General features: G+C 60.2%; 19 protein-coding genes and 1 pseudogene. 3 read left to right on the top strand and 17 right to left on the bottom strand.

The annotated features are described in order from the left end of the window. Positions 1-98: 98 nt before the first annotated feature. The 11 genes and pseudogenes from ACIGDJ_RS10170 to ubiE form a co-directional block, all read right to left on the bottom strand. The gene (locus tag ACIGDJ_RS10170; protein ID WP_397504550.1) at positions 99-812 is read right to left on the bottom strand and encodes a methyl-accepting chemotaxis protein; all 714 of its coding nucleotides are present in this window, start codon (positions 810-812) and stop codon (positions 99-101) included. A gap of 141 nt (positions 813-953) precedes the next feature. Next, positions 954-1,898: pseudogene (locus ACIGDJ_RS10165) on the bottom strand (methyl-accepting chemotaxis protein); the annotation flags it as partial. Positions 1,899-2,238: 340 nt separating this feature from the next. Then, positions 2,239-2,946, bottom strand: a complete 708-nt coding sequence (locus ACIGDJ_RS10160; RefSeq protein ID WP_397479469.1) for a 16S rRNA (uracil(1498)-N(3))-methyltransferase — start codon at positions 2,944-2,946, stop codon at positions 2,239-2,241. Continuing rightward, positions 2,943-3,734, bottom strand: coding sequence for a twin-arginine translocase subunit TatC (tatC, locus tag ACIGDJ_RS10155; protein ID WP_312997885.1), 792 nt, complete (start codon positions 3,732-3,734; stop codon positions 2,943-2,945). The genes ACIGDJ_RS10160 and tatC overlap by 4 nt, the downstream gene beginning before the upstream one ends. After that, positions 3,731-4,177, bottom strand: a complete 447-nt coding sequence (tatB, locus tag ACIGDJ_RS10150; RefSeq protein WP_312997883.1) for a Sec-independent protein translocase protein TatB — start codon at positions 4,175-4,177, stop codon at positions 3,731-3,733. Before tatB ends, tatC begins: the two co-directional genes overlap by 4 nt. Before the next feature lie 10 nt (positions 4,178-4,187). After that, on the bottom strand, positions 4,188-4,469 hold the full coding sequence (locus tag ACIGDJ_RS10145) for a twin-arginine translocase TatA/TatE family subunit (protein ID WP_016772073.1): 282 nt from the start codon (positions 4,467-4,469) through the stop codon (positions 4,188-4,190). 25 nt (positions 4,470-4,494) lie between these two features. After that, positions 4,495-4,827, bottom strand: a complete 333-nt coding sequence (locus ACIGDJ_RS10140; protein ID WP_003220849.1) for a phosphoribosyl-ATP diphosphatase — start codon at positions 4,825-4,827, stop codon at positions 4,495-4,497. Next, positions 4,820-5,221 carry a phosphoribosyl-AMP cyclohydrolase gene (hisI, locus tag ACIGDJ_RS10135; protein WP_397479470.1) on the bottom strand — a complete coding sequence of 134 codons (402 nt, stop codon included), beginning with the start codon at positions 5,219-5,221 and terminating at the stop codon, positions 4,820-4,822. The genes ACIGDJ_RS10140 and hisI overlap by 8 nt, the downstream gene beginning before the upstream one ends. Before the next feature lie 120 nt (positions 5,222-5,341). Next, positions 5,342-6,946: a ubiquinone biosynthesis regulatory protein kinase UbiB gene (ubiB, locus tag ACIGDJ_RS10130; protein ID WP_397504548.1), complete on the bottom strand. Its 1,605-nt coding sequence runs from the start codon at positions 6,944-6,946 to the stop codon at positions 5,342-5,344. Next, positions 6,943-7,566, bottom strand: a complete 624-nt coding sequence (locus ACIGDJ_RS10125) for an SCP2 domain-containing protein (protein ID WP_101156667.1) — start codon at positions 7,564-7,566, stop codon at positions 6,943-6,945. Before ACIGDJ_RS10125 ends, ubiB begins: the two co-directional genes overlap by 4 nt. After that, positions 7,566-8,336 (bottom strand): bifunctional demethylmenaquinone methyltransferase/2-methoxy-6-polyprenyl-1,4-benzoquinol methylase UbiE, encoded by a 771-nt coding sequence (ubiE, locus tag ACIGDJ_RS10120; RefSeq protein ID WP_016772069.1) that lies wholly within the window; start codon positions 8,334-8,336, stop codon positions 7,566-7,568. The genes ACIGDJ_RS10125 and ubiE overlap by 1 nt, the downstream gene beginning before the upstream one ends. Before the next feature lie 154 nt (positions 8,337-8,490). Here ubiE and ACIGDJ_RS10115 point away from each other — a divergent pair, with 154 nt between their 5' ends. From ACIGDJ_RS10115 to ACIGDJ_RS10105, 3 genes are all read left to right on the top strand, one after another. Next, on the top strand, positions 8,491-8,766 hold the full coding sequence (locus ACIGDJ_RS10115; RefSeq protein ID WP_056787308.1) for a polyhydroxyalkanoic acid system family protein: 276 nt from the start codon (positions 8,491-8,493) through the stop codon (positions 8,764-8,766). A gap of 230 nt (positions 8,767-8,996) precedes the next feature. Next, complete coding sequence (locus ACIGDJ_RS10110) at positions 8,997-9,419, top strand: phasin family protein (protein WP_101156663.1); 423 nt, start codon at positions 8,997-8,999, stop codon at positions 9,417-9,419. 10 nt (positions 9,420-9,429) lie between these two features. Further along, the gene (locus ACIGDJ_RS10105) at positions 9,430-10,323 is read left to right on the top strand and encodes a phasin family protein (RefSeq protein WP_397479473.1); all 894 of its coding nucleotides are present in this window, start codon (positions 9,430-9,432) and stop codon (positions 10,321-10,323) included. Between the two features lie 194 nt (positions 10,324-10,517). Here the strand turns inward: ACIGDJ_RS10105 and ACIGDJ_RS10100 are convergent, their stop codons facing one another. The 6 genes from ACIGDJ_RS10100 to hslU all read right to left on the bottom strand — a co-directional run bounded on the left by ACIGDJ_RS10100 (position 10,518) and on the right by hslU (position 17,777). Continuing rightward, on the bottom strand, positions 10,518-11,138 hold the full coding sequence (locus ACIGDJ_RS10100; RefSeq protein WP_397479474.1) for a TetR/AcrR family transcriptional regulator: 621 nt from the start codon (positions 11,136-11,138) through the stop codon (positions 10,518-10,520). Positions 11,139-11,169: 31 nt separating this feature from the next. Then, complete coding sequence (gene phaC, locus ACIGDJ_RS10095) at positions 11,170-12,852, bottom strand: class II poly(R)-hydroxyalkanoic acid synthase (protein WP_397479475.1); 1,683 nt, start codon at positions 12,850-12,852, stop codon at positions 11,170-11,172. A gap of 138 nt (positions 12,853-12,990) precedes the next feature. Continuing rightward, positions 12,991-13,845 (bottom strand): poly(3-hydroxyalkanoate) depolymerase, encoded by an 855-nt coding sequence (phaZ, locus tag ACIGDJ_RS10090; RefSeq protein WP_101156653.1) that lies wholly within the window; start codon positions 13,843-13,845, stop codon positions 12,991-12,993. Between the two features lie 142 nt (positions 13,846-13,987). Then, positions 13,988-15,667, bottom strand: coding sequence for a class II poly(R)-hydroxyalkanoic acid synthase (gene phaC, locus ACIGDJ_RS10085; protein WP_101156650.1), 1,680 nt, complete (start codon positions 15,665-15,667; stop codon positions 13,988-13,990). 257 nt (positions 15,668-15,924) lie between these two features. Continuing rightward, positions 15,925-16,296, bottom strand: a complete 372-nt coding sequence (locus ACIGDJ_RS10080; RefSeq protein WP_397479476.1) for a gamma-butyrobetaine hydroxylase-like domain-containing protein — start codon at positions 16,294-16,296, stop codon at positions 15,925-15,927. 143 nt (positions 16,297-16,439) lie between these two features. Then, positions 16,440-17,777, bottom strand: a complete 1,338-nt coding sequence (gene hslU, locus ACIGDJ_RS10075; protein ID WP_090280386.1) for an ATP-dependent protease ATPase subunit HslU — start codon at positions 17,775-17,777, stop codon at positions 16,440-16,442. Positions 17,778-17,804: the final 27 nt, after the last annotated feature.

Below are 17,804 nucleotides of genomic sequence, written 5' to 3'. Positions count from 1 at the left end.
GAATTGGCGAGCCCGTTAGCTACGACGCGCAGACCGCGCCGCTGCCTTCGCGAGCAGGCATCACCTCGGTTACAGGCGAACCGAGGTTGTGCATCCACTCAGACTTTGAAACGGCCAACAAGCATCTGCAGGTGAGTACCCAACCGCGCCAGCTCAACGCTGGACGCCGCCGTCTCCTCACTGGCCGCCGAGGTCTGATCCGACACATCGCGCACGTTCAGCACGCTACGGTTGATCTCTTCGGCCACGGCGCTCTGCTGCTCGGCGGCTGCGGCGATCTGCTGGTTCATTGCCTGAATCGCCGAGACGGTGCGGGTGATGCTTTCCAGTGAGCCGCCGGCACGACGGGTCAGTTCGACGCTGCTGTCGGTAAGGCTGCGGCTGTTGTCCATGATCGTCGCCACTTGCTGGGTGCCGTTTTGCAGGCCGACGATCAGCTCTTCGATTTCTTCGGTGGACTTCTGCGTGCGCTGGGCGAGGCTGCGCACTTCATCGGCCACCACGGCGAAACCACGTCCGGCCTCACCGGCACGGGCGGCTTCGATGGCGGCGTTGAGCGCCAGCAGGTTGGTTTGTTGGGCAACCGATTTGATCACGTCGAGGACGCTGCCGATCTTGTCGCTTTCGCGCTTGAGCTCGCCCATGGCTTCGGTGGAGTGACTGACCTCGACCGCCAGACGCTCGATCTGCGCGATGGCTTCGCCGACGACCTTGTCACCTTCACGCGCCTGTTGGTCAGCGGCGACAGCGGCCTCGGAAGCCTCTTCAGCGTTGCGCGCGACTTCCTGTACGGTGGCGGCCATTTCGTTCATGGCGGTGGCGACCTGATCGGTCTCGACCTTTTGATTGTTGACCCCGGCGCTGGTCTGCTCGGTCACGGCCGACAGTTCTTCAGCGGCACTGGCGATCTGCGTGACGCCGTCGCTGATACCGCCGATCAACTCGCGCAGGCCTTGGGTCATGCTTTGCATCGAGCGCTGCAACTGGCCGAGTTCGTCGCGGCGCAGGGACACCAGGTTGTGGGTCAGGTCGCCGGCGGCCACGCGCTCGGCGACTTTGAGGGTCTGGGTCAGCGGAATGATGATTTGCCGAGTGATCGCCCAAGCGGCGATCAGACCGAAGGCCAATGCCAGCGCAGTGGCGACCAGCAGCATGTTCTTGGCATGGGCGGCATCGGTGTCGCGCACCACGGTTTGCGATTCGGTGAGTTTTTTGCTGAGTGCGATCAGGATGTCGCCCTGAGCGGACATGCTGGCAAGCGATGCAGCGTTCTTCACCTGGGAGTCACGGAATTGGGCGACGGCGGCGCGGTAAGCCTTGAGCGAGTCGGTGGCTTGCTGCAGGTTGGTAATGTGTTGCTCCGGCACGCGGCTCGGCAGGCTCTCGAGGTTTTTCAGGGCATTGTCGATAGCGGTCAGCGCTGGTTGCTCGGCGTCGGCCTTGCCGCTGTAGGTGTAGCCGCGCACCTGATAGCGCGCCTGCTGGAGCAATTTGCTCAGTTCGATCACTGCGTTGTATTGCGCGACGCTGTCGCCTTGCAGCAGCGCACTTTCGACTTCGCCGACCTTGGCCACGGCGTTGTCGGCATTGGCGCCAAGCTTGCTGCGCGCATCTTCACGCTGCATGGTGGCCTGGGTCATTTCGCCGAAGGCACGTTTGTATTCGGCAACGGCCGCCAATTGCTGGTCGACCATCGCCACGTCGGACGGCTGCTCGATCATGCCGCGGGCCGATTGCAGACCGCTGTCGAGTTTGTTGAGGTATTCATTGACCGCGCCCGGGCCCTGTTCGCCACGACGCATGTCGTAGTCCATGCGCGCCAGGCGCAGGTCTTTGGTCAACTCGTTGAGGCTGGAAATGAAGCCGAGCTTGTCGCCACGGCTGATGATGCCGCTCATGCCGGTCCAGCCGGTGAAAGTGATCAACAGTGTCAGCAACAGCACCAGGCCGAAACCGATGCCCAGCTTGCGTTTGACGCTGACGTTTCCAAGACTCTCGGCTAACCAACGGTACATGCGACCACTCCCTTCGGACCACTAATTGGACTTATAGGGGTTGTATCGGCTGGGTGATGGCAATCTGTAACGCCACTTGTCCGCGACCGTAGGACTTGTAGGAGCTTGTAGGAGCTGACGAGTGCAACGAGGCTGCGATCTCTTGATCTTGTTTTTTTAGAGGCAAGATCAAAAGATCGCAGCCTCGTTGCACTCGGCAGCTCCTACACGGATCGGTGTCGCGCTAGAACAGGCGTGCAAGCAGGGCGGTGACAGCGGTTTCGACGCGCAGGATGCGCTCGCCCAATTGCACCGGTTGCAGGCCGGACTTGGTCAGCAGATCGATTTCGTAAGGAATCCAGCCCCCCTCCGGGCCGATGGCCAAGGTCACTGGCTCGCTCAGCGCGCGCGGGCAGGGCGGGAAATTACCGGGATGGCCGACCAGGCCAAGGGTGCCCTCGGTGATCGCCGGCAAACGATCTTCAACGAAAGGCTTGAAGCGCTTTTCGATGACGATCTCTGGCAGCACGGTATCGCGAGCTTGTTCAAGACCAAGAATCAACTGCTCACGAATCGCTTCCGGCTCCAGAAAGGGCGTCTGCCAGAAGCTTTTCTCGACGCGGTAGCTGTTGACCAGGATCACCTTGGCCACGCCCATGGTCGCGACGGTCTGGAACACGCGGCGCAGCATTTTCGGCCGGGGCAGGGCCAGCACCAAGGTCAGCGGCAACTTGGCCGGCGGTGGTTGATCGAGGCTGACACGCAGTTCCGCTTCGCCCGCTTCCAGGCGCAGCAGCTCGGCCGAACCCATCAAGCCGTTGATGCGCCCCACACGCAGGCTGTCGCCCACTTCCGCGCGATGCACTTGCTGCATATGGGTCAGGCGCCGATCACGCAGGATCACGCGGTCGGCCGCAATGAAGTCGGCCTCTTCGAGCAGCAGCAGATTCATGCCTGGGTCGCTGGCGGCTGGTCGTTATGGTCGTCGGCCGGGGTTTCTTCCGGGCGTTCACGCTTGCTGACCAGCGCGCCGAAAAGAATGCCGATCTCGAACAGCATCCACATCGGCACGGCCAGCAGAGTCTGCGAGAAGATGTCCGGCGGGGTGAGGATCATGCCGACCACGAAGCAGCCGATGATCACGTACGGGCGGATCTTCTTCAGGTATTTGACGTCGACCACGCCGATCCACACCAGCAGCACCACGGCCACCGGAATTTCGAACGCCACGCCGAAGGCGAAGAACAGTGTCATGACGAAATCGAGGTAACTGGCGATGTCGGTCATCATTTCCACGCCAGCCGGGGTGGCGGCAGCGAAGAACTTGAAGATCAGCGGAAACACGAAGTAATAGGCGAACGCCATGCCGACGTAGAACAGCAGGATGCTGGAGATCAGCAGCGGTACCGCGACACGTTTTTCGTGCTTGTACAGGCCCGGTGCGATAAAGCCCCAGATCTGGTGCAGGATCACTGGAATCGCGAGGAACAGCGAGACCATCATCGTCAGCTTCAGCGGCGTCAGGAACGGCGACGACACATCGGTGGCGATCATCGTCGCGCCGACCGGCAGGTACTGGCGCAACGGCGTCGAGACGAAGGTGTAGATCTGCTGGGTGAAGGCGAACAGCCCGGCAAAGATGATGAAGATCGCCGCCACACAACGCAGCAGGCGGGTGCGCAGCTCGGTGAGGTGCGAAACCAGCGGCATGTGCTGGTCGTTTTCCGGAAGATCGCTCATGGGGCTCGCGGCGGCAAAGTAGGATCGTGAGGCGCTGGTGTAGTAGGCGCGGCAGTTGGTGCTACGTGTTCAACCGGAGAGTCTGCTACGGCGGGCGTCGGTACTGTCGGCGCGACGGGTGCAGGCGTCGGAGCAGGTGCAGCAGGTGCATGAATTGTCTGCTCACCGACAGGCTCAACCGGCGTCGGCTCCTGCTGGTTCGGATTGAAGATTTTCCGCGCCTCTTGCTCCAGCGACAGAATATGTTCGTTATGCAGTTGCCGACGGATCTCGTCGGCACCGATTTCACGTTCAACTTCCTGTTTGATCGCGTTGAAGCTGCGCTTCAGGCGGCCGACCCACAAACCGGCGGTGCGCGCAGCGCCCGGCAGACGCTCGGGGCCGAGCACCAGCAGGGCAACGAGGCCGACGAGCAGCAGTTCAGAGAAGCTGATACCAAACATTAGTCAGTGCTCACACGTCTTTGCGGATCGGCTCTTCGACTTTCTGCGCCTGCACGTCGATCGTGTGCGGCGGGTTGGCCTGCGCGGTGGTCTGCGGCTGCACTGGTGGCACAGGCTGCGCTGGCGGGGTCACGCTCGGCTCGGCGGGTTTTTCGTCGTCGTTCATGGCTTTGCGAAAGCCCTTGATCGATTCGCCAACGTCAGTGCCGAGGTTTTTCAGTTTCTTGGTACCGAACACCAGCACCACGACAATCAGAATGACGACCCAGTGTTTCCAGTCAAAAATGCCCATGTGGCGGTTCCTCTCTAAAAGTTGTTCAGGCGGACGGACGCGAGGCTTTCTCGACGTGTCCGGACAGGCCGAAGCGACGGTCCAGTTCATCCAGCACGGCCTGCGGATGCTGCCCCAGTTGGGCAAGCATGACCATGCTGTGAAACCACAGGTCGGCGGTCTCGTAGATGACATCGCTGCAGTCACCGCTGATCGCGGCATCCTTGGCGGCAATAATGGTTTCGACCGACTCTTCGCCGACTTTCTCCAGAATCTTGTTCAGCCCCTTGTGATACAGGCTGGCGACATACGAACTGTCGGCGGCTGCGCCTTTGCGCTCCTCAAGTACCTGAGCGAGGCGGGTCAGGGTGTCACTCATGTGTGTGTCCTGCGCAATAGATGGCGTGCGGGTCTTTCAGTACCGGGTCGACCGTCTTCCAGTCGCCGTTTTCGAAGACCCGGTAAAAGCAGCTTTGACGGCCGGTGTGGCAGGCGATGTCGCCGACCTGTTCGACCATCAGGATGATCACGTCGGCGTCACAGTCCAGACGCATCTCATGCAGAGTTTGCACATGGCCGGACTCTTCGCCCTTGCGCCACAGCTTGCCACGGGAACGTGACCAGTAGATTGCACGATTCTCTGCTGCGGTCAGTTCGAGCGCTTCGCGGTTCATCCAGGCCATCATCAATACGCGCCCGGTCTTGTGATCCTGGGCAATTGCCGGCACCAGGCCGTCAGCGTCCCACTTGATCTCGTCCAGCCAGTTTTTCATCTTCAGTTCCTGAAAAGCAGCTTCGAGTTTCAAGCTTCAAGCTGCAAGTAAAAGCAGGTTGCGGTGTGTCTGTGTCGCCTTGCATGCAGTTTGCAGCTTATAACTTGCAGCTGATTCGTGCTATCGGCGAACGACCAGATACAAACCGACCGCGATCATGATTCCGGCGGGCCAGTGCGACCAATCGGTCAGCGGGCCACCTGCGGCGAGGATCGCACCGCCGGCCAGATGCGCGCAGCCGAGCAGGCGCAGGAACCAATCGTCCTTGCGTTTGCGCCACGGCGGCGGCGGGTCTTTGGCGTGGGGCTGCGACATGCGTTCGAGCAGATCGCGGGCCATGTTCGACAGGTGCGGAATCTGCTCCAGCTGGCTCTGCACATTGCCCAGCAAGGCTTTCGGGCTGACGCGTTCGCGCATCCAGCGCTCGAGAAACGGCTGCGCGGTGTTCCACAGGTCCAGGTCCGGATACAGCTGACGGCCAAGGCCTTCGATGTTCAACAGGGTCTTCTGCAACAGCACCAGTTGCGGCTGCACTTCCATGTTGAAGCGGCGTGCGGTCTGGAACAGGCGCATCAGCACCTGGCCAAATGAAATATCTTTCAATGGTTTTTCGAAGATCGGTTCGCACACCGTACGGATCGCCGCTTCGAATTCGTTGAGCTTGGTTTCCGCCGGCACCCAGCCCGAATCGATGTGCAACTGCGCGACACGGCGGTAGTCACGCTTGAAGAAGGCGAACAGGTTGCGCGCCAGATAATCCTGGTCTTCCGGGGTCAGGATGCAGTCGATGCCGCAGTCTATCGCGATGTCCTGCGGGCTCCACGGGTTGACGGTGCTGACGAAGATGTTGCCCGGGTGCATGTCGGCGTGGAAGAAACTGTCGCGAAACACCTGGGTGAAGAAAATCTCGACGCCGCGCTCGGCGAGCATTTTCATGTCGGTGCGCTGGTCGGCGAGGGTTGCCAGATCGGTGACCTGAATCCCGTAGATGCGCTCCATCACCAGCACTTTCGGCCGGCACCAGTCCCAATAGACTTGCGGTACATAAAGCAGCTGCGAGCCTTCGAAGTTGCGGCGCAACTGGCTGGCGTTGGCCGCCTCGCGCAACAGATCGAGTTCGTCGTAAATGGTCTTTTCGTAATCCTGCACCACGTCGACCGGGTGCAGCAGGCGCGCGTCAGCGGAGAATTTTTCCGCCGCGCGGGCGAGGATGAACAGCCATGCCAGATCCTGCGCGATGATCGGTTTCAGGCCCGGGCGAATCACCTTGACCACGACTTCTTCGCCGCTTTTGAGCTGCGCCGCGTGCACCTGCGCCACCGAGGCCGAGGCCAGCGGGGCAACGTCGAAACGGCTGAACACTTCGCTGATTTTCTTGCCCAGCTGTTCTTCGATCAGCTTGATCGACACTTGCGAATCGAACGGTGGTACGCGGTCCTGCAGGAGCATCAGCTCATCGGCGATGTCTTCCGGCAACAGGTCGCGACGGGTCGAAAGGATCTGCCCGAACTTGATGAAGATCGGCCCAAGATCCTGCAACGCCAGGCGCAAGCGCGCGCCACGGTTGAGCTCCAGCGGCTTGCGCGGCAGCCAGCGCCACGGCAGCAAAAAGCGCACGGCCAGAAGAAACCAGGGCAGTGGCAGATCGAACAGCAGGTCATCGAGGCGGTAGCGGATCACGACGCGCTGGATGCGCAACAGACGGCGGACGGCAAGCAGCTTCATGCGTTATCGCTTGGGTCGAGGGATCGGGAAAGGCGCTCGAAACGCGCCTCGAGTCGTTCCAGATCAAGTTTGATCCGGTCCAGTTCGCTGAATCGCGCTTGCGCTTCGCGTTGCCCGACGAGGGTGCGCGATTCTTCGGCGAGGTATTCGGCAAGATTCTGGTTGAGGCTGGCAAATCCTTGTTGATACCAGCGCGCGCGGCTGCGCAGGTGGCCACCGAGCAGTTGCGTGGCGACTGGGCCGAGCCAGCGCGAGAGTTCGTACTCCCAGTCCAGCTCGAGGTCTTGCAGCACGCCGGCCAGTTCCAGCAACACACCGCTGTCGCCATCGAGTTCGACTTCCGGTGCGTGCAGCACGGCGGTCTTGTTTTTGCTCAGGGCCAGTTTCACCAGGCTCGAAGCCGGTGCGCGCAACGTGCAATCGACGTCCGCTGCCCACTGCGATGCCAGCATCAGGCCTTCGTCACTGGGCAGGATGAACAGTTGCAACGCCGGGCTGCGGCAGTCGACCGCGATCACTTTGCCGGTCAGATGCGCCAGGCGCGGCAGCGCCGTGCTGTCGAGACGCAGCACCCGGTTGAGGCCGAGTTCGACGCTGGCGAGCAGCCCGGTGAGCAACATCAGGGCTTGATGCCGCGGTGCAGGGCGACGATGCCTGCAGTCATGTTGTGATAGGTCACGCGGTCGAAACCGGCCTCGACCATCATCGACTTCAGGGTTTCCTGATTCGGGTGCATGCGGATCGATTCGGCCAGGTAGCGATAGCTTTCCGAGTCGTTGGTGATCAGCTTGCCCATCAGCGGCATGAAGGCGAACGAGTAGGCGTCGTAGGCTTTGGACATCAGTGCGTTGGTCGGCTTGGAAAATTCCAGCACCAGCAGGCGTCCGCCGGGCTTGAGCACGCGCAGCATCGAACGCAGCGCGTCCTCTTTGTGCGTCACGTTGCGCAGGCCGAAGGCGATGGTCACGCAGTCGAAATGGTTGTCCGGGAATGGCAGTTTTTCCGCATCTGCCTGGACGAATTCGACGTTGCCGGCGACACCCAGATCGAGCAGGCGATCACGGCCGACCTTGAGCATCGATTCGTTGATGTCGGCCAGCACGACCTGACCGGTCGGGCCGACGAGGTTCGAGAACTTGCGTGTCAGATCACCAGTGCCACCGGCGATGTCGAGCACGCGGTTACCGCTGCGCACGCCGGACAGTTCGATCGCGAAACGCTTCCACAGACGGTGCATGCCGCCCGACAGAAGGTCGTTCATCAGGTCGTATTTAGCGGCTACGGAATGAAAAACCTCAGCGACTTTTTCCGCTTTCTGGCTTTCCGGAACGTTTTTGAAGCCGAAGTGAGTGGTGGGTTCGGCATCGCTGCCTTTGCGCTGATCAGTCATATCGCTGTCACCAAAAGAGAATGCGCGACATTCTAATCCCCAAGCCATGCTTTGTCTTGGAATGGCTAAAGGTAAGATGGGCAACCTTCGGGACGATTTGCCGCAGATGCGGTCAAGATTCACCGTCAGCCATTCAATCATCAGGAGTTATTCCATGGCCAAAATCAGTGTTGAGCGTGCCCACACCTTGGGCAAGGAAGCCGCCCGCGAGAAGGCCGACAAGCTGGCCAAAAAGCTCAATGAACAATACGGCCTGGAGCCGCAGTGGTCGGGCGATACCCTGAACCTCAAGCGCTCAGGCGTAAAAGGCGAAGTGCATGTCGCGGACGATTCGATCAGGGTCGACGTCGAGCTTGGCCTGATGATGTCGGCCATGAGCGGCATGATCAAAGCCGAGATCGAGAAAGCCCTCGACAAAGCCTTGGCCTGACTCCAGATTGAAATCCGATCCCCTGTGGGAGCGGGCTTGCTCGCGAAGGCGGTGTGTCAGCCGACTCGAAAGTTGTCTGGCACGACGCCTTCGCGAGCAAGCACGCTCCCACATTTGTTTTGTGATGCTCCCGCTGGTTAGGGTGCCCTTTCTAATTTTTCTACCTACTTTGTGCCTGAGCCCGACACTCGTCCGGCAGTTCCTCAAACCTTCTGCGCGTGAGGTGCACCATGGCCAAAGTCATTTTGAAGAAAAAAATCGACGCTCCGACTTCGACGTTGAGCGACGTCAAATCCTATGCCCGCAAGATCTGGCTGGCAGGCCTGGGTGCTTACACCAAGGTCGGTCAGGAGGGCAGCGAGTACTTTCAAGAGCTCGTCGCCGCCGGTCAAACTGTTGAAAAGAAAGGCAAAAAAGTGGTCAGCGAAAAACTCCTCGCGGCCAACGCCGAGATCGATGACGCGGCCACCCAAGTCAGCTCGTTCAAGGGCCGCGTTGAAGTTCAGCTGGACAAGGTCGAGAAGGCCTTCGACAACCGTGTGGCCAGCGCCTTGAATCGGATCGGCATTCCGTCTAAACATGACGTTGAGGCACTCTCTGCTAAGCTCGATGAGCTGACGGCATTGCTCGAACGCGTCGCGCGAAAATCTTAAGGAGAACGGGATGGCTGGCAAAAAGAACACCGATAAAGAAAGCAGCTCGTGGGTCGGGAAGGTCGAGTCTTACTCCCGCAAAATCTGGCTGGCTGGTTTAGGCGTGTACTCGAAGATCGACACTGACGGCAGCAAACTCTTCGATGCATTGGTCAAAGATGGCGAGAAGGCCGAGAAGCTCACCAAGACTGCAGTCGGCAAGAAAGTCGAGGACTCGACCTCTTCGGCCAAGTCGCGTATCAGCGGTGTGAAAGACCGCGCCATGGGCAAGTGGGACGAACTGGAAGGGGCTTTCGACAAGCGCCTGAACAGCGCGATTTCACGCCTCGGTGTGCCGAGCCGCAATGAGGTCAAGGCGCTCAATGCCAAGGTCGATACGCTGACCAGACAGATTGAAAAGCTCACCGGTCAGAAGGCTCAGCCTGTGGCGGCGAAAACCGCTGCGGCGAAGCCCGCCACTAAAACTGCAGCGGCCAAACCTGCGGCGAAAACCGCAGCCAAGCCACTGGCCAAAGCGGCGGCTAAACCTGCTGCGAAAGCTGCAGCCAAACCGGCCGCAAAAACCGCTGCTGCCAAACCTGCAACCAAGGCTGCCGCCAAACCGGTTGCTGCTAAAACCGCAGCGAAACCTGCGGCTAAAACGGCAGCGAAACCAGCGGCCAGGCCAGCAGCGAAAACCGCTGCCGCCAAACCCGCTGCGAAGCCTGCGACCAAACCGGCTGCGGCGAAAAAGCCTGCAGCGAAAAAACCGGCCGCGCCGAAAGCCGCCGCGCCAAAACCGCCCGCCGTGCCATCAACTGCTCCAACCGCTCCGGCCAGTGCGGCAAACTCCGCTGCGGCGCCAACGGCAGCCGCCACCCCGACTGCAGCATCGACACCGTCGACGCCATCCAGTCAGTCCTGATTCCAGGGCAAATCAAAAACGCCCGGCCTGTGAAGGTCGGGCGTTTTTGTGTCTCAACAATGCCATCGATCCCTTGTGGGAGCGGGCTTGCTCGCGAAGGGGCGTGTCCGTCAACTCAAATGTCGACTGACAAGACGCCTTCGCGAGCAAGCCCGCTCCCACAGATGAAATTTGCATTCACAGGAACATTTCGTTCAGTCGTGATCCTCAAGGTACTGCAGCGCCATCCGCTCTGTCGCCACTTTCACCGGCGGCAACAGATGCGGCGCCACCAGCATCATGATCTGGTACACGACCAACCTGACCTCGCCCTCCCGGTCAAGAATCCGCTGATAATCCAGCGAGAACAGCAACGTCATGGTCACCTGCTCCACCAGTTGCCCCAGCGCCTGCGTATCGCTGACCAGTTGACCGGCAGCCTTCAACCGCGCCAGTAGCGACGCCAGCGTTCTCTTCAACGCGTTGAGCAGATTGCGAATCCCCTTGGCCAGTTTCGGCAGGCGTCCGGCAAGGTTCGACAGGTCCTGGAAAAGAAACCGGTATTGCGCCAGTCGCTCGACGATCAAATGCAGAAACAGCCAGTAATCCTCCGGCGCCAGCTCCACTTCCGGCGGCGGGTCGAGCAGCGGTGCGAGTTCATGCTGGAAGCGTTCGAACAGACCGAGAATCAGCGGTTCCTTGCCGTGAAAGTGGTAGTAGAGATTGCCGGGGCTGATCCCCATTTCGTTGGCCACCTCCATGGTGGAAACGTTCGGCTCGCCCTTCTGATTGAACAGTTGCAGCGCACATTCGAGAATCCGGTCGCGGGTTTTCATCCAGTCTTCTTAGCAAAAATTCGGTTGAGCTTCAGCGCACATGCACATAGGTGCCGGGTGCCGCTTCCATCGGTGGATAATTCGGATTGCCGAGCGTGGTGCGGGTTTCGTGCAGGGCGCCGGAGCGCTGGGCTACCCACTCCAGCCACTGCGGCCACCAGCTGCCGTCGACATGTTTGGCGTCGTAATACCAGGCGCGCGGGTCGCTGCTCAGTTTGGCGTTTTCGACGTAGGTGGCTTTAGGGTTGCTCGGCGGATTGAGGATGCTTTGCACGTGGCCGCTGTTGGACAGCACGAAGCGCCGCTCGCCGCCCAGCAGCAGGGTTGAGCGGTACACCGCGTCCCACGGCGTGATGTGGTCGTTCATGCCGGCGACGCTGAAGCTGTCAACGTTGACCTTCTGCAGATCGATCGGCGTGCCGCACACTTCAAGACCGCCAGCGTGGATCAGCGGGTTGTGCTTGAAGAAATCCAGCAAGTCGCCGTGCAGTGCCGCAGGCAGGCGGGTGTTGTCGTTGTTCCAGTAGAGAATGTCGAAGGGCGGCGGCTCTTTGCCTAGCAGGTAGTTGTTGACGAAGTAGCTCCAGATCAAATCGTTGGGGCGCATCCAGGCAAAGACCTTGGCCATGTCGCGACCGTCGAGCACGCCTTTCTGATACGAACGCCGCTTGGCTGCTTCGAGTGTCTGTTCATCGGCGAACAGCGTGGCCGGGGTTTCGATCTGGCTGTCGAGCAGGCTGACCAGATACGTCGCGCTGGCGACCCGACGCAATTGCCGTTTGGCCTGCAGATGGCCTTGCAGGGCGGCGATGGTCAGGCCGCCGGCGCACGCTCCCATGAGATTCACTTCCCGCGCGCCGCTGATCGCCCGGCAGATATTCATCGCTTCTTCCACCGCTTCGACGTAACTCGACAGGCCCCATTCGCGATGGCGTACATCGGGGTTGCGCCAACTGATCATGAACGTCTGCAGGCTGTTTTTCAGGGCGTACTGGACGAAGCTGTTCTGTGGGCTCAGATCGAAAATGTAGTACTTGTTGATTTGCGGGGGCACCACCAGCAACGGCTTGGCGTACTGCTTTTCGCTCATCGATTTGTACTGGATCAACTCGAACATTTCATTGCGAAACACCACAGCCCCAGTGGTGGTCGCTACTGTTTTGCCGACCTCGAACGCCTGCTTGGTCACTTGCCGCGGCAGGCCGTCGTTGTGCAAAAGGTCATCGAACAGATGGCTGAGACCACGCACCAGACTCTGCCCGCCGGAATTGAACAGCTCTTTGACCGCCAGCGGATTGAGCAGGGTGTTGGACGGCGCCACGGCGTCATTGAGCAGGCTGAAAGCGAAGTGCGCGCGGGCGCGATCATCAAAGCTCATGTCGCCTTCATCGATCCAGCTTTTGACCTGTTTCTGCCAGGCCAGATATGCCTGCAGGCTGCGCCGGTAAAACGGATTGAGGCTCCACGCCGGATCCGCGAAGCGGCTGTCTTGCGGATTGGTCGGGTGCAGGGTTTCGCCGAGCAGTACGCGGCCCAGTTGTCCGCCGAATTTCAACGCGTGTTTGGCGCTGTGCAACGGGTTGCGCAAGCCGTGGGCGGCGACGCTGCGCAGTGTCGACAGCAGATCCCTGCCACGCAGGCCTGCTATCGCGCTCTGGGCGTTGATAAACACGGCGGGGCTGGGCACCACGCCCGTCGCTGGTTTTTCGCGCATGACTCAACACTCCTTCGTCTTCAGGGCAAACACACTCACCGAACCAGAACACCATAGACGCTGTTGCCGGTTGCTGCCTGCGTGGCGTCCTGCCGCGCACTTGCTGGAAAAATCACTGCATAAAGTCTGCCGCCGGACTCAGCCGCCCAGCGGCGTCGGATGCGGGTGCATCACCGCGCGCTGACGTTCCTGCTCAAGAAACTTCATGATGATCGGCGCTACCGCTTCGGCGCGGGTAATCAGGAACAGATGACCGTCATCGATGATGTGCAACTGCGCGTTGGGAATGCGCCAGGCGAGCATGCGCATGTTGATCAGCGGGATCAGCGGATCGTCGTCGCCGGCCAATACCAGCGTCGGCTGATGGATCTTGTGCAGCCAGTGAATACTGGTCCAGCCGAGGCCGGCGAACAGTTGCCAGTAGTAACCGAGTTTGCCCGCCGAGCGCACTTTCGCCGCATGGCTGGCAGCCAGCGTCGGGTCACGACGGAACGAGCCGCCGTAGATCATCGGGGCGATGCGAATCACATGGGATGGCTGGATGTAGCGGCGCGGGCTGGCCATCATCCACAGCACTTTCGGTTTGCCCGGCACCATCACTGCACCGGCAGCGGTCGCGGCCAGAACCAGTTTCTTGCAGCGCTCGGGATAGTCGTAGGCGAACTGCTGCGCCAGGGCGCCGCCCCATGAGACGCCGATCACATTGACCTGACCGTAGTCGAGATAATCGAGCATCCGCGCCGTCAGTTTGGCCAGCCCTGGAAAGCGATACGGCCGGTTCGGCGTCGACGAACCGCCGACCCCGGGAACATCGAAGGCGATCACTTCCAGGTCCGGATCGAGCGCTGCGACGAACGGAAACACCAGCTCCAGGTTGGCGCCGATGCCATTGAAAATCAGCAAGGGCGTCAAATGAGGCTTGCCGGGGCGCACCGCTGTGCGAAGGGTCTGGCCATCCAGATCGACGGTGCGGAATATGAACGGTTGCGGCATGCGTGAGGCCCTGTAGATTTCAAGTCCACCTCGCCCCCTGTAGGAGCTGCCGAAGGCTGCGATCTTTTGATCTTGCATTTCAAGCAACATCAAGAGATCGCAGCCTTCGGCAGCTCCTACAGTAGGAATTTGGTGGTGTCAGTTACCGCTCGTGAACATAAGTGCCCGGCGAAGCCTCGCCCGCCGGATACGCCTTGTTGCCCAGTTTCGTCGGCGCTTTTTTCAGATTGCCCGAGCGTTCGGCCAGCCATGCCTGCCAGTACAGCCACCAGGAATCAGTGTGCTTGGTCGAGTTTTCCTGCCAGTCATCGGCGGTTGCCGCCATCTCTTCGCCGGTCATGTAGCGTGACTTCGGGTTGCCCGGCGGGTTGAGGATGCTCTGGATATGGCCGCTGCTCGACAGCACAAATTCAACTTTTCCGCCAAACAGCTGCGCCGACTTGTAGCAGGACTTCCACGGCGTGATGTGATCGTTGGTCCCGGCCAGGGAGAAGATATCGGCGGTGACCTGCTTGAGGTCGATAGGCGTGCCGCACACTTCCAGTGCATTGGGGCGGATCAGTGGGTTGTTTTTGAACATCTCGATCAGGTCGCCGTGGAACGCAGCGGGCAGACGAGTGGTGTCGTTGTTCCAGAACAGGATGTCGAATACGGGCGGCTCGTTGCCGAGCAGATAATTGTTGACCCAATAGTTCCAGATCAGGTCGTTGGGGCGCATCCAGGCGAAGACCTTGGCCATGTCTTTGCCTTCGAGCACGCCGGCCTGGTAGGAGTGGCGCTTGGCGGTCTCCAGGGTCTGCTCATCGACGAACAGCGCGACGTCGCTGTCCAGGGTGGTGTCGAGCACGCTCACCAGCAGAGTGAGGGCATTGACTTTGTTCTCGCCAAGCGCGGCGTAGTGGCCGAGCAGGGCGGTGCAGGTGATGCCGCCGGAGCAGGCGCCGAGCATGTTCACATCTTTGCTGCCGGTGATCGCCGTGACTACGTCAACGGCTTCTTTCAGCGCTTCGATGTAGGTCGACAGGCCCCATTCGCGCTGGGCCTTGGTCGGGTTGCGCCAGCTGATGATGAAGGTCGGCACGTTGTTGCGCAGACAGAAGCGCGCCAGGCTCTTGTCCGGGCTCAAATCGAACACGTAGAACTTGTTGATTTGCGGCGGCACCACCAGCAAGGGCCGTTCGTGGACCTGCTCGGTGATCGGCCGGTACTGGATCAGCTCCAGCACATCGTTGCGAAACACCACCGCGCCTTCAGTCACGCCGAGGCTCTTGCCGACTTCGAAGGCACCCATGTTGACCTGGCTCGGCATGCCGCCGTTATGCACCAGGTCCTTGGCCAGATGGGACAGGCCATCGAGCAGGCTCTTGCCGCCGGTTTCGAAGAAGCGTTTGACTGCCGCCGGGTTGGCCGCGGTGTTGGTCGGCGCCATGGCTTCAGTCATCAGGTTGATGACGAAGTGCCCGCGGGCAATGTCCTTGGGTGACAGGCTGCTGTCATCGATCCAGGCATGCAGTTCCTTGCGCCAGGCCAGATAGGTTTGCAGATAACGCTTGTACAGCGGGTTCTGACTCCACGCCGGGTCGGCAAAGCGACGATCGTCGCCGGCCGGTTGCAGGGCGGATTTGCCCAGCAGCACGTTCTTCAGTTCGAGGCCGAAATGAGTCACGTGCCTGACGCTGTGAATCGGTTGTCTGATGGCTTGTTTCAGCACCATTCGAGCAGAGGCCAGCAGATCCTTTCCGCGCAGCCCGACGACGGGGTTCAGCCCCAGGGTGTTCTCCGAGGCTTGGTACTTCAGGTCATCGTTGTTCTTGTCACTCATCTACGACGCTCCATTGTCCTGAGACGAGTACCCGGTCTTGCGCTGTCGTTTCCACAGCCAATGCCGGGTACTACTGCTCGGGTGACCGTTGATTCTGCATAGCTGCTTTACAGTCGTAGAGCACTGCAGGGAACTTGCCAGCTCCATTGGTTACCCGAGTTTAATTTTTTTCGCAAGCAGCCGATCCTCGGCCGCTCAGGCGCAGCATTCAAACAGATGAAGTTAGAAAATGCCCTCTAAAGAGCAAGAACCACGGGCTAGAGCATCAGCTTGACGAACGACTCGTTCGGATCACGGGATTTTCCGGCAGCGCGCAGCTCGGCAAGATAATCGTCCCAGAGTTCGTTCTGGCGTTTGCCGAGTTCGTAGAGGTATTCCCAGGTGAACAGGCCGCTGTCATGACCATCGTCGAAGGTCAGTTTCAGTGCGTAATTGCCGGCAGGTTCCAGCTTGCTCAGGCCTACGTTGAGCTTGCCCAATTGCAGGATCGGTTTGCCGTGACCCTGGACCTCGGCAGAGGGGGAGTGCACGCGCAGAAACTCGGCGGGCAGGGTGAACTCCTCGCCGGACGCGTAGGTGAGCGTCAGGGTTTTCGAGGCTTTGTGCAGTTTGATGTCGGTGGGAATCATGCTCAGGTATCCGTCTTGTGCGGAACCTTGTGGGAGCGGGCTTGCTCGCGAAAGCGTCGGGTCAGCCAACACAAGTGTTGAATGTGCCACCTTCTTCGCGAGCAAGCCCGTTCCCACAGTTCCATTACATCTGTAAGAGAGGCTTACAGGATATAACGGGACAGGTCTTCGTTCTGCGCCAATTCGCCAAGGTGGCTGTTGACGTATTCGGCGTCGATCAGGATCGGCTTGTCGTCATGGGCGCTGGCCAGATCGCCGGCACTGAACGATACCTCTTCGAGCAGGCGCTCGAGCAGCGTGTGCAGGCGACGGGCACCGATGTTCTCGGTCTTCTCGTTGACCTGCCAGGCGATCTCCGCCAGACGCTTGATGCCTTCCGGCTGGAACTGGATGTGCAGGCCTTCGGTTTTCAGCAGCGCGCAGTATTGCTCGGTGAGCGAGGCGTGCGGTTCGCTGAGGATGCGCTCGAAGTCTTCCGGGCTCAGCGCCTTGAGTTCGACGCGGATCGGCAAACGGCCTTGCAGTTCCGGCACCAGATCGCTCGGTTTGCTCAGGTGGAACGCACCGGAAGCGATGAACAGGATGTGGTCGGTCTTGACCATGCCCAGCTTGGTGTTGACGGTGCAGCCTTCGATCAGCGGCAGCAGGTCGCGCTGCACACCTTCCCTGGACACATCGGCGCCGCCGACATTGCCGCGTTTGGCGACTTTGTCGATTTCGTCGATGAAGACAATGCCGTGCTGTTCGACCGCTTCCAGCGCCTTGGCCTTCAGTTCTTCTTCGTTGACCAGACGCCCGGCTTCTTCGTCGCGCACCAGTTTCAGGGCTTCCTTGACCTTGAGCTTGCGCGACTTCTTCTTGCCTTTGCCCATGTTGGCGAACAAGGACTGCAACTGGTTGGTCATCTCTTCCATGCCCGGCGGCGTGGCAATTTCGATGCCGGAGACTTCGGCGACTTCGATTTCGATTTCCTTGTCATCCAGCTGACCTTCACGCAGGCGCTTGCGGAACAGCTGACGGGTATTGGAATCGCTCGCCGGCGCCTCTTCGTTGCTGAAACCCATGCGTGCCGGCGGCAACAACGCGTCGAGGATGCGGTCCTCGGCAGCGTCTTCGGCGCGGTGGCGCACGCGGGTCATTTCCTGCTCGCGGAGCATCTTGATCGCCGCGTCAGCCAGATCACGGATGATCGACTCGACGTCGCGGCCGACATAGCCGACCTCGGTGAATTTGGTCGCTTCAACCTTGATGAACGGCGCATTCGCCAGTTTCGCCAGACGCCGGGCGATCTCGGTTTTACCGACACCGGTCGGGCCGATCATCAGAATGTTCTTCGGGGTCACCTCAACGCGCAGCTCTTCAGGCAGCTGCATGCGGCGCCAGCGGTTGCGCAGGGCAATCGCGACGGCGCGCTTGGCATCGTCCTGGCCGATGATATGGCGGTTGAGTTCGTGGACGATTTCGCGGGGAGTCATGGACATAATATTTGACGGTCCTCAAGCACAAAC

Origin of the sequence: Pseudomonas sp. NPDC079367 (assembly GCF_044542195.1) — a bacterium.
GTDB lineage: Bacteria > Pseudomonadota > Gammaproteobacteria > Pseudomonadales > Pseudomonadaceae > Aquipseudomonas.
The sequence above is the reverse complement of the archived record's forward strand: the minus strand, read 5'-3'. Positions and strand labels throughout refer to the sequence as shown.

Coding starts and splice junctions, on each gene's coding strand:
- ACIGDJ_RS10160 (WP_397479469.1), bottom strand. CDS start 2,946: ATGAATCTGCTGCTGCTCGAAGAGGCCGACTTCATTGCGGCCGACCGC.
- ubiE (WP_016772069.1), bottom strand. CDS start 8,336: ATGACTGATCAGCGCAAAGGCAGCGATGCCGAACCCACCACTCACTTC.
- phaC (WP_397479475.1), bottom strand. CDS start 12,852: ATGCGCGAAAAACCAGCGACGGGCGTGGTGCCCAGCCCCGCCGTGTTT.
- tatB (WP_312997883.1), bottom strand. CDS start 4,177: ATGTTTGGTATCAGCTTCTCTGAACTGCTGCTCGTCGGCCTCGTTGCC.
- phaC (WP_101156650.1), bottom strand. CDS start 15,667: ATGAGTGACAAGAACAACGATGACCTGAAGTACCAAGCCTCGGAGAAC.
- ACIGDJ_RS10110 (WP_101156663.1), top strand. CDS start 8,997: ATGGCCAAAGTCATTTTGAAGAAAAAAATCGACGCTCCGACTTCGACG.
- ubiB (WP_397504548.1), bottom strand. CDS start 6,946: ATGAAGCTGCTTGCCGTCCGCCGTCTGTTGCGCATCCAGCGCGTCGTG.
- ACIGDJ_RS10105 (WP_397479473.1), top strand. CDS start 9,430: ATGGCTGGCAAAAAGAACACCGATAAAGAAAGCAGCTCGTGGGTCGGG.
- hisI (WP_397479470.1), bottom strand. CDS start 5,221: ATGAAAAACTGGCTGGACGAGATCAAGTGGGACGCTGACGGCCTGGTG.
- ACIGDJ_RS10080 (WP_397479476.1), bottom strand. CDS start 16,296: ATGATTCCCACCGACATCAAACTGCACAAAGCCTCGAAAACCCTGACG.
- ACIGDJ_RS10145 (WP_016772073.1), bottom strand. CDS start 4,469: ATGGGCATTTTTGACTGGAAACACTGGGTCGTCATTCTGATTGTCGTG.
- ACIGDJ_RS10125 (WP_101156667.1), bottom strand. CDS start 7,566: ATGTTGCTCACCGGGCTGCTCGCCAGCGTCGAACTCGGCCTCAACCGG.
- ACIGDJ_RS10140 (WP_003220849.1), bottom strand. CDS start 4,827: ATGAGTGACACCCTGACCCGCCTCGCTCAGGTACTTGAGGAGCGCAAA.
- ACIGDJ_RS10100 (WP_397479474.1), bottom strand. CDS start 11,138: ATGAAAACCCGCGACCGGATTCTCGAATGTGCGCTGCAACTGTTCAAT.
- tatC (WP_312997885.1), bottom strand. CDS start 3,734: ATGAGCGATCTTCCGGAAAACGACCAGCACATGCCGCTGGTTTCGCAC.
- phaZ (WP_101156653.1), bottom strand. CDS start 13,845: ATGCCGCAACCGTTCATATTCCGCACCGTCGATCTGGATGGCCAGACC.
- ACIGDJ_RS10115 (WP_056787308.1), top strand. CDS start 8,491: ATGGCCAAAATCAGTGTTGAGCGTGCCCACACCTTGGGCAAGGAAGCC.
- ACIGDJ_RS10170 (WP_397504550.1), bottom strand. CDS start 812: ATGAACGAAATGGCCGCCACCGTACAGGAAGTCGCGCGCAACGCTGAA.
- hslU (WP_090280386.1), bottom strand. CDS start 17,777: ATGTCCATGACTCCCCGCGAAATCGTCCACGAACTCAACCGCCATATC.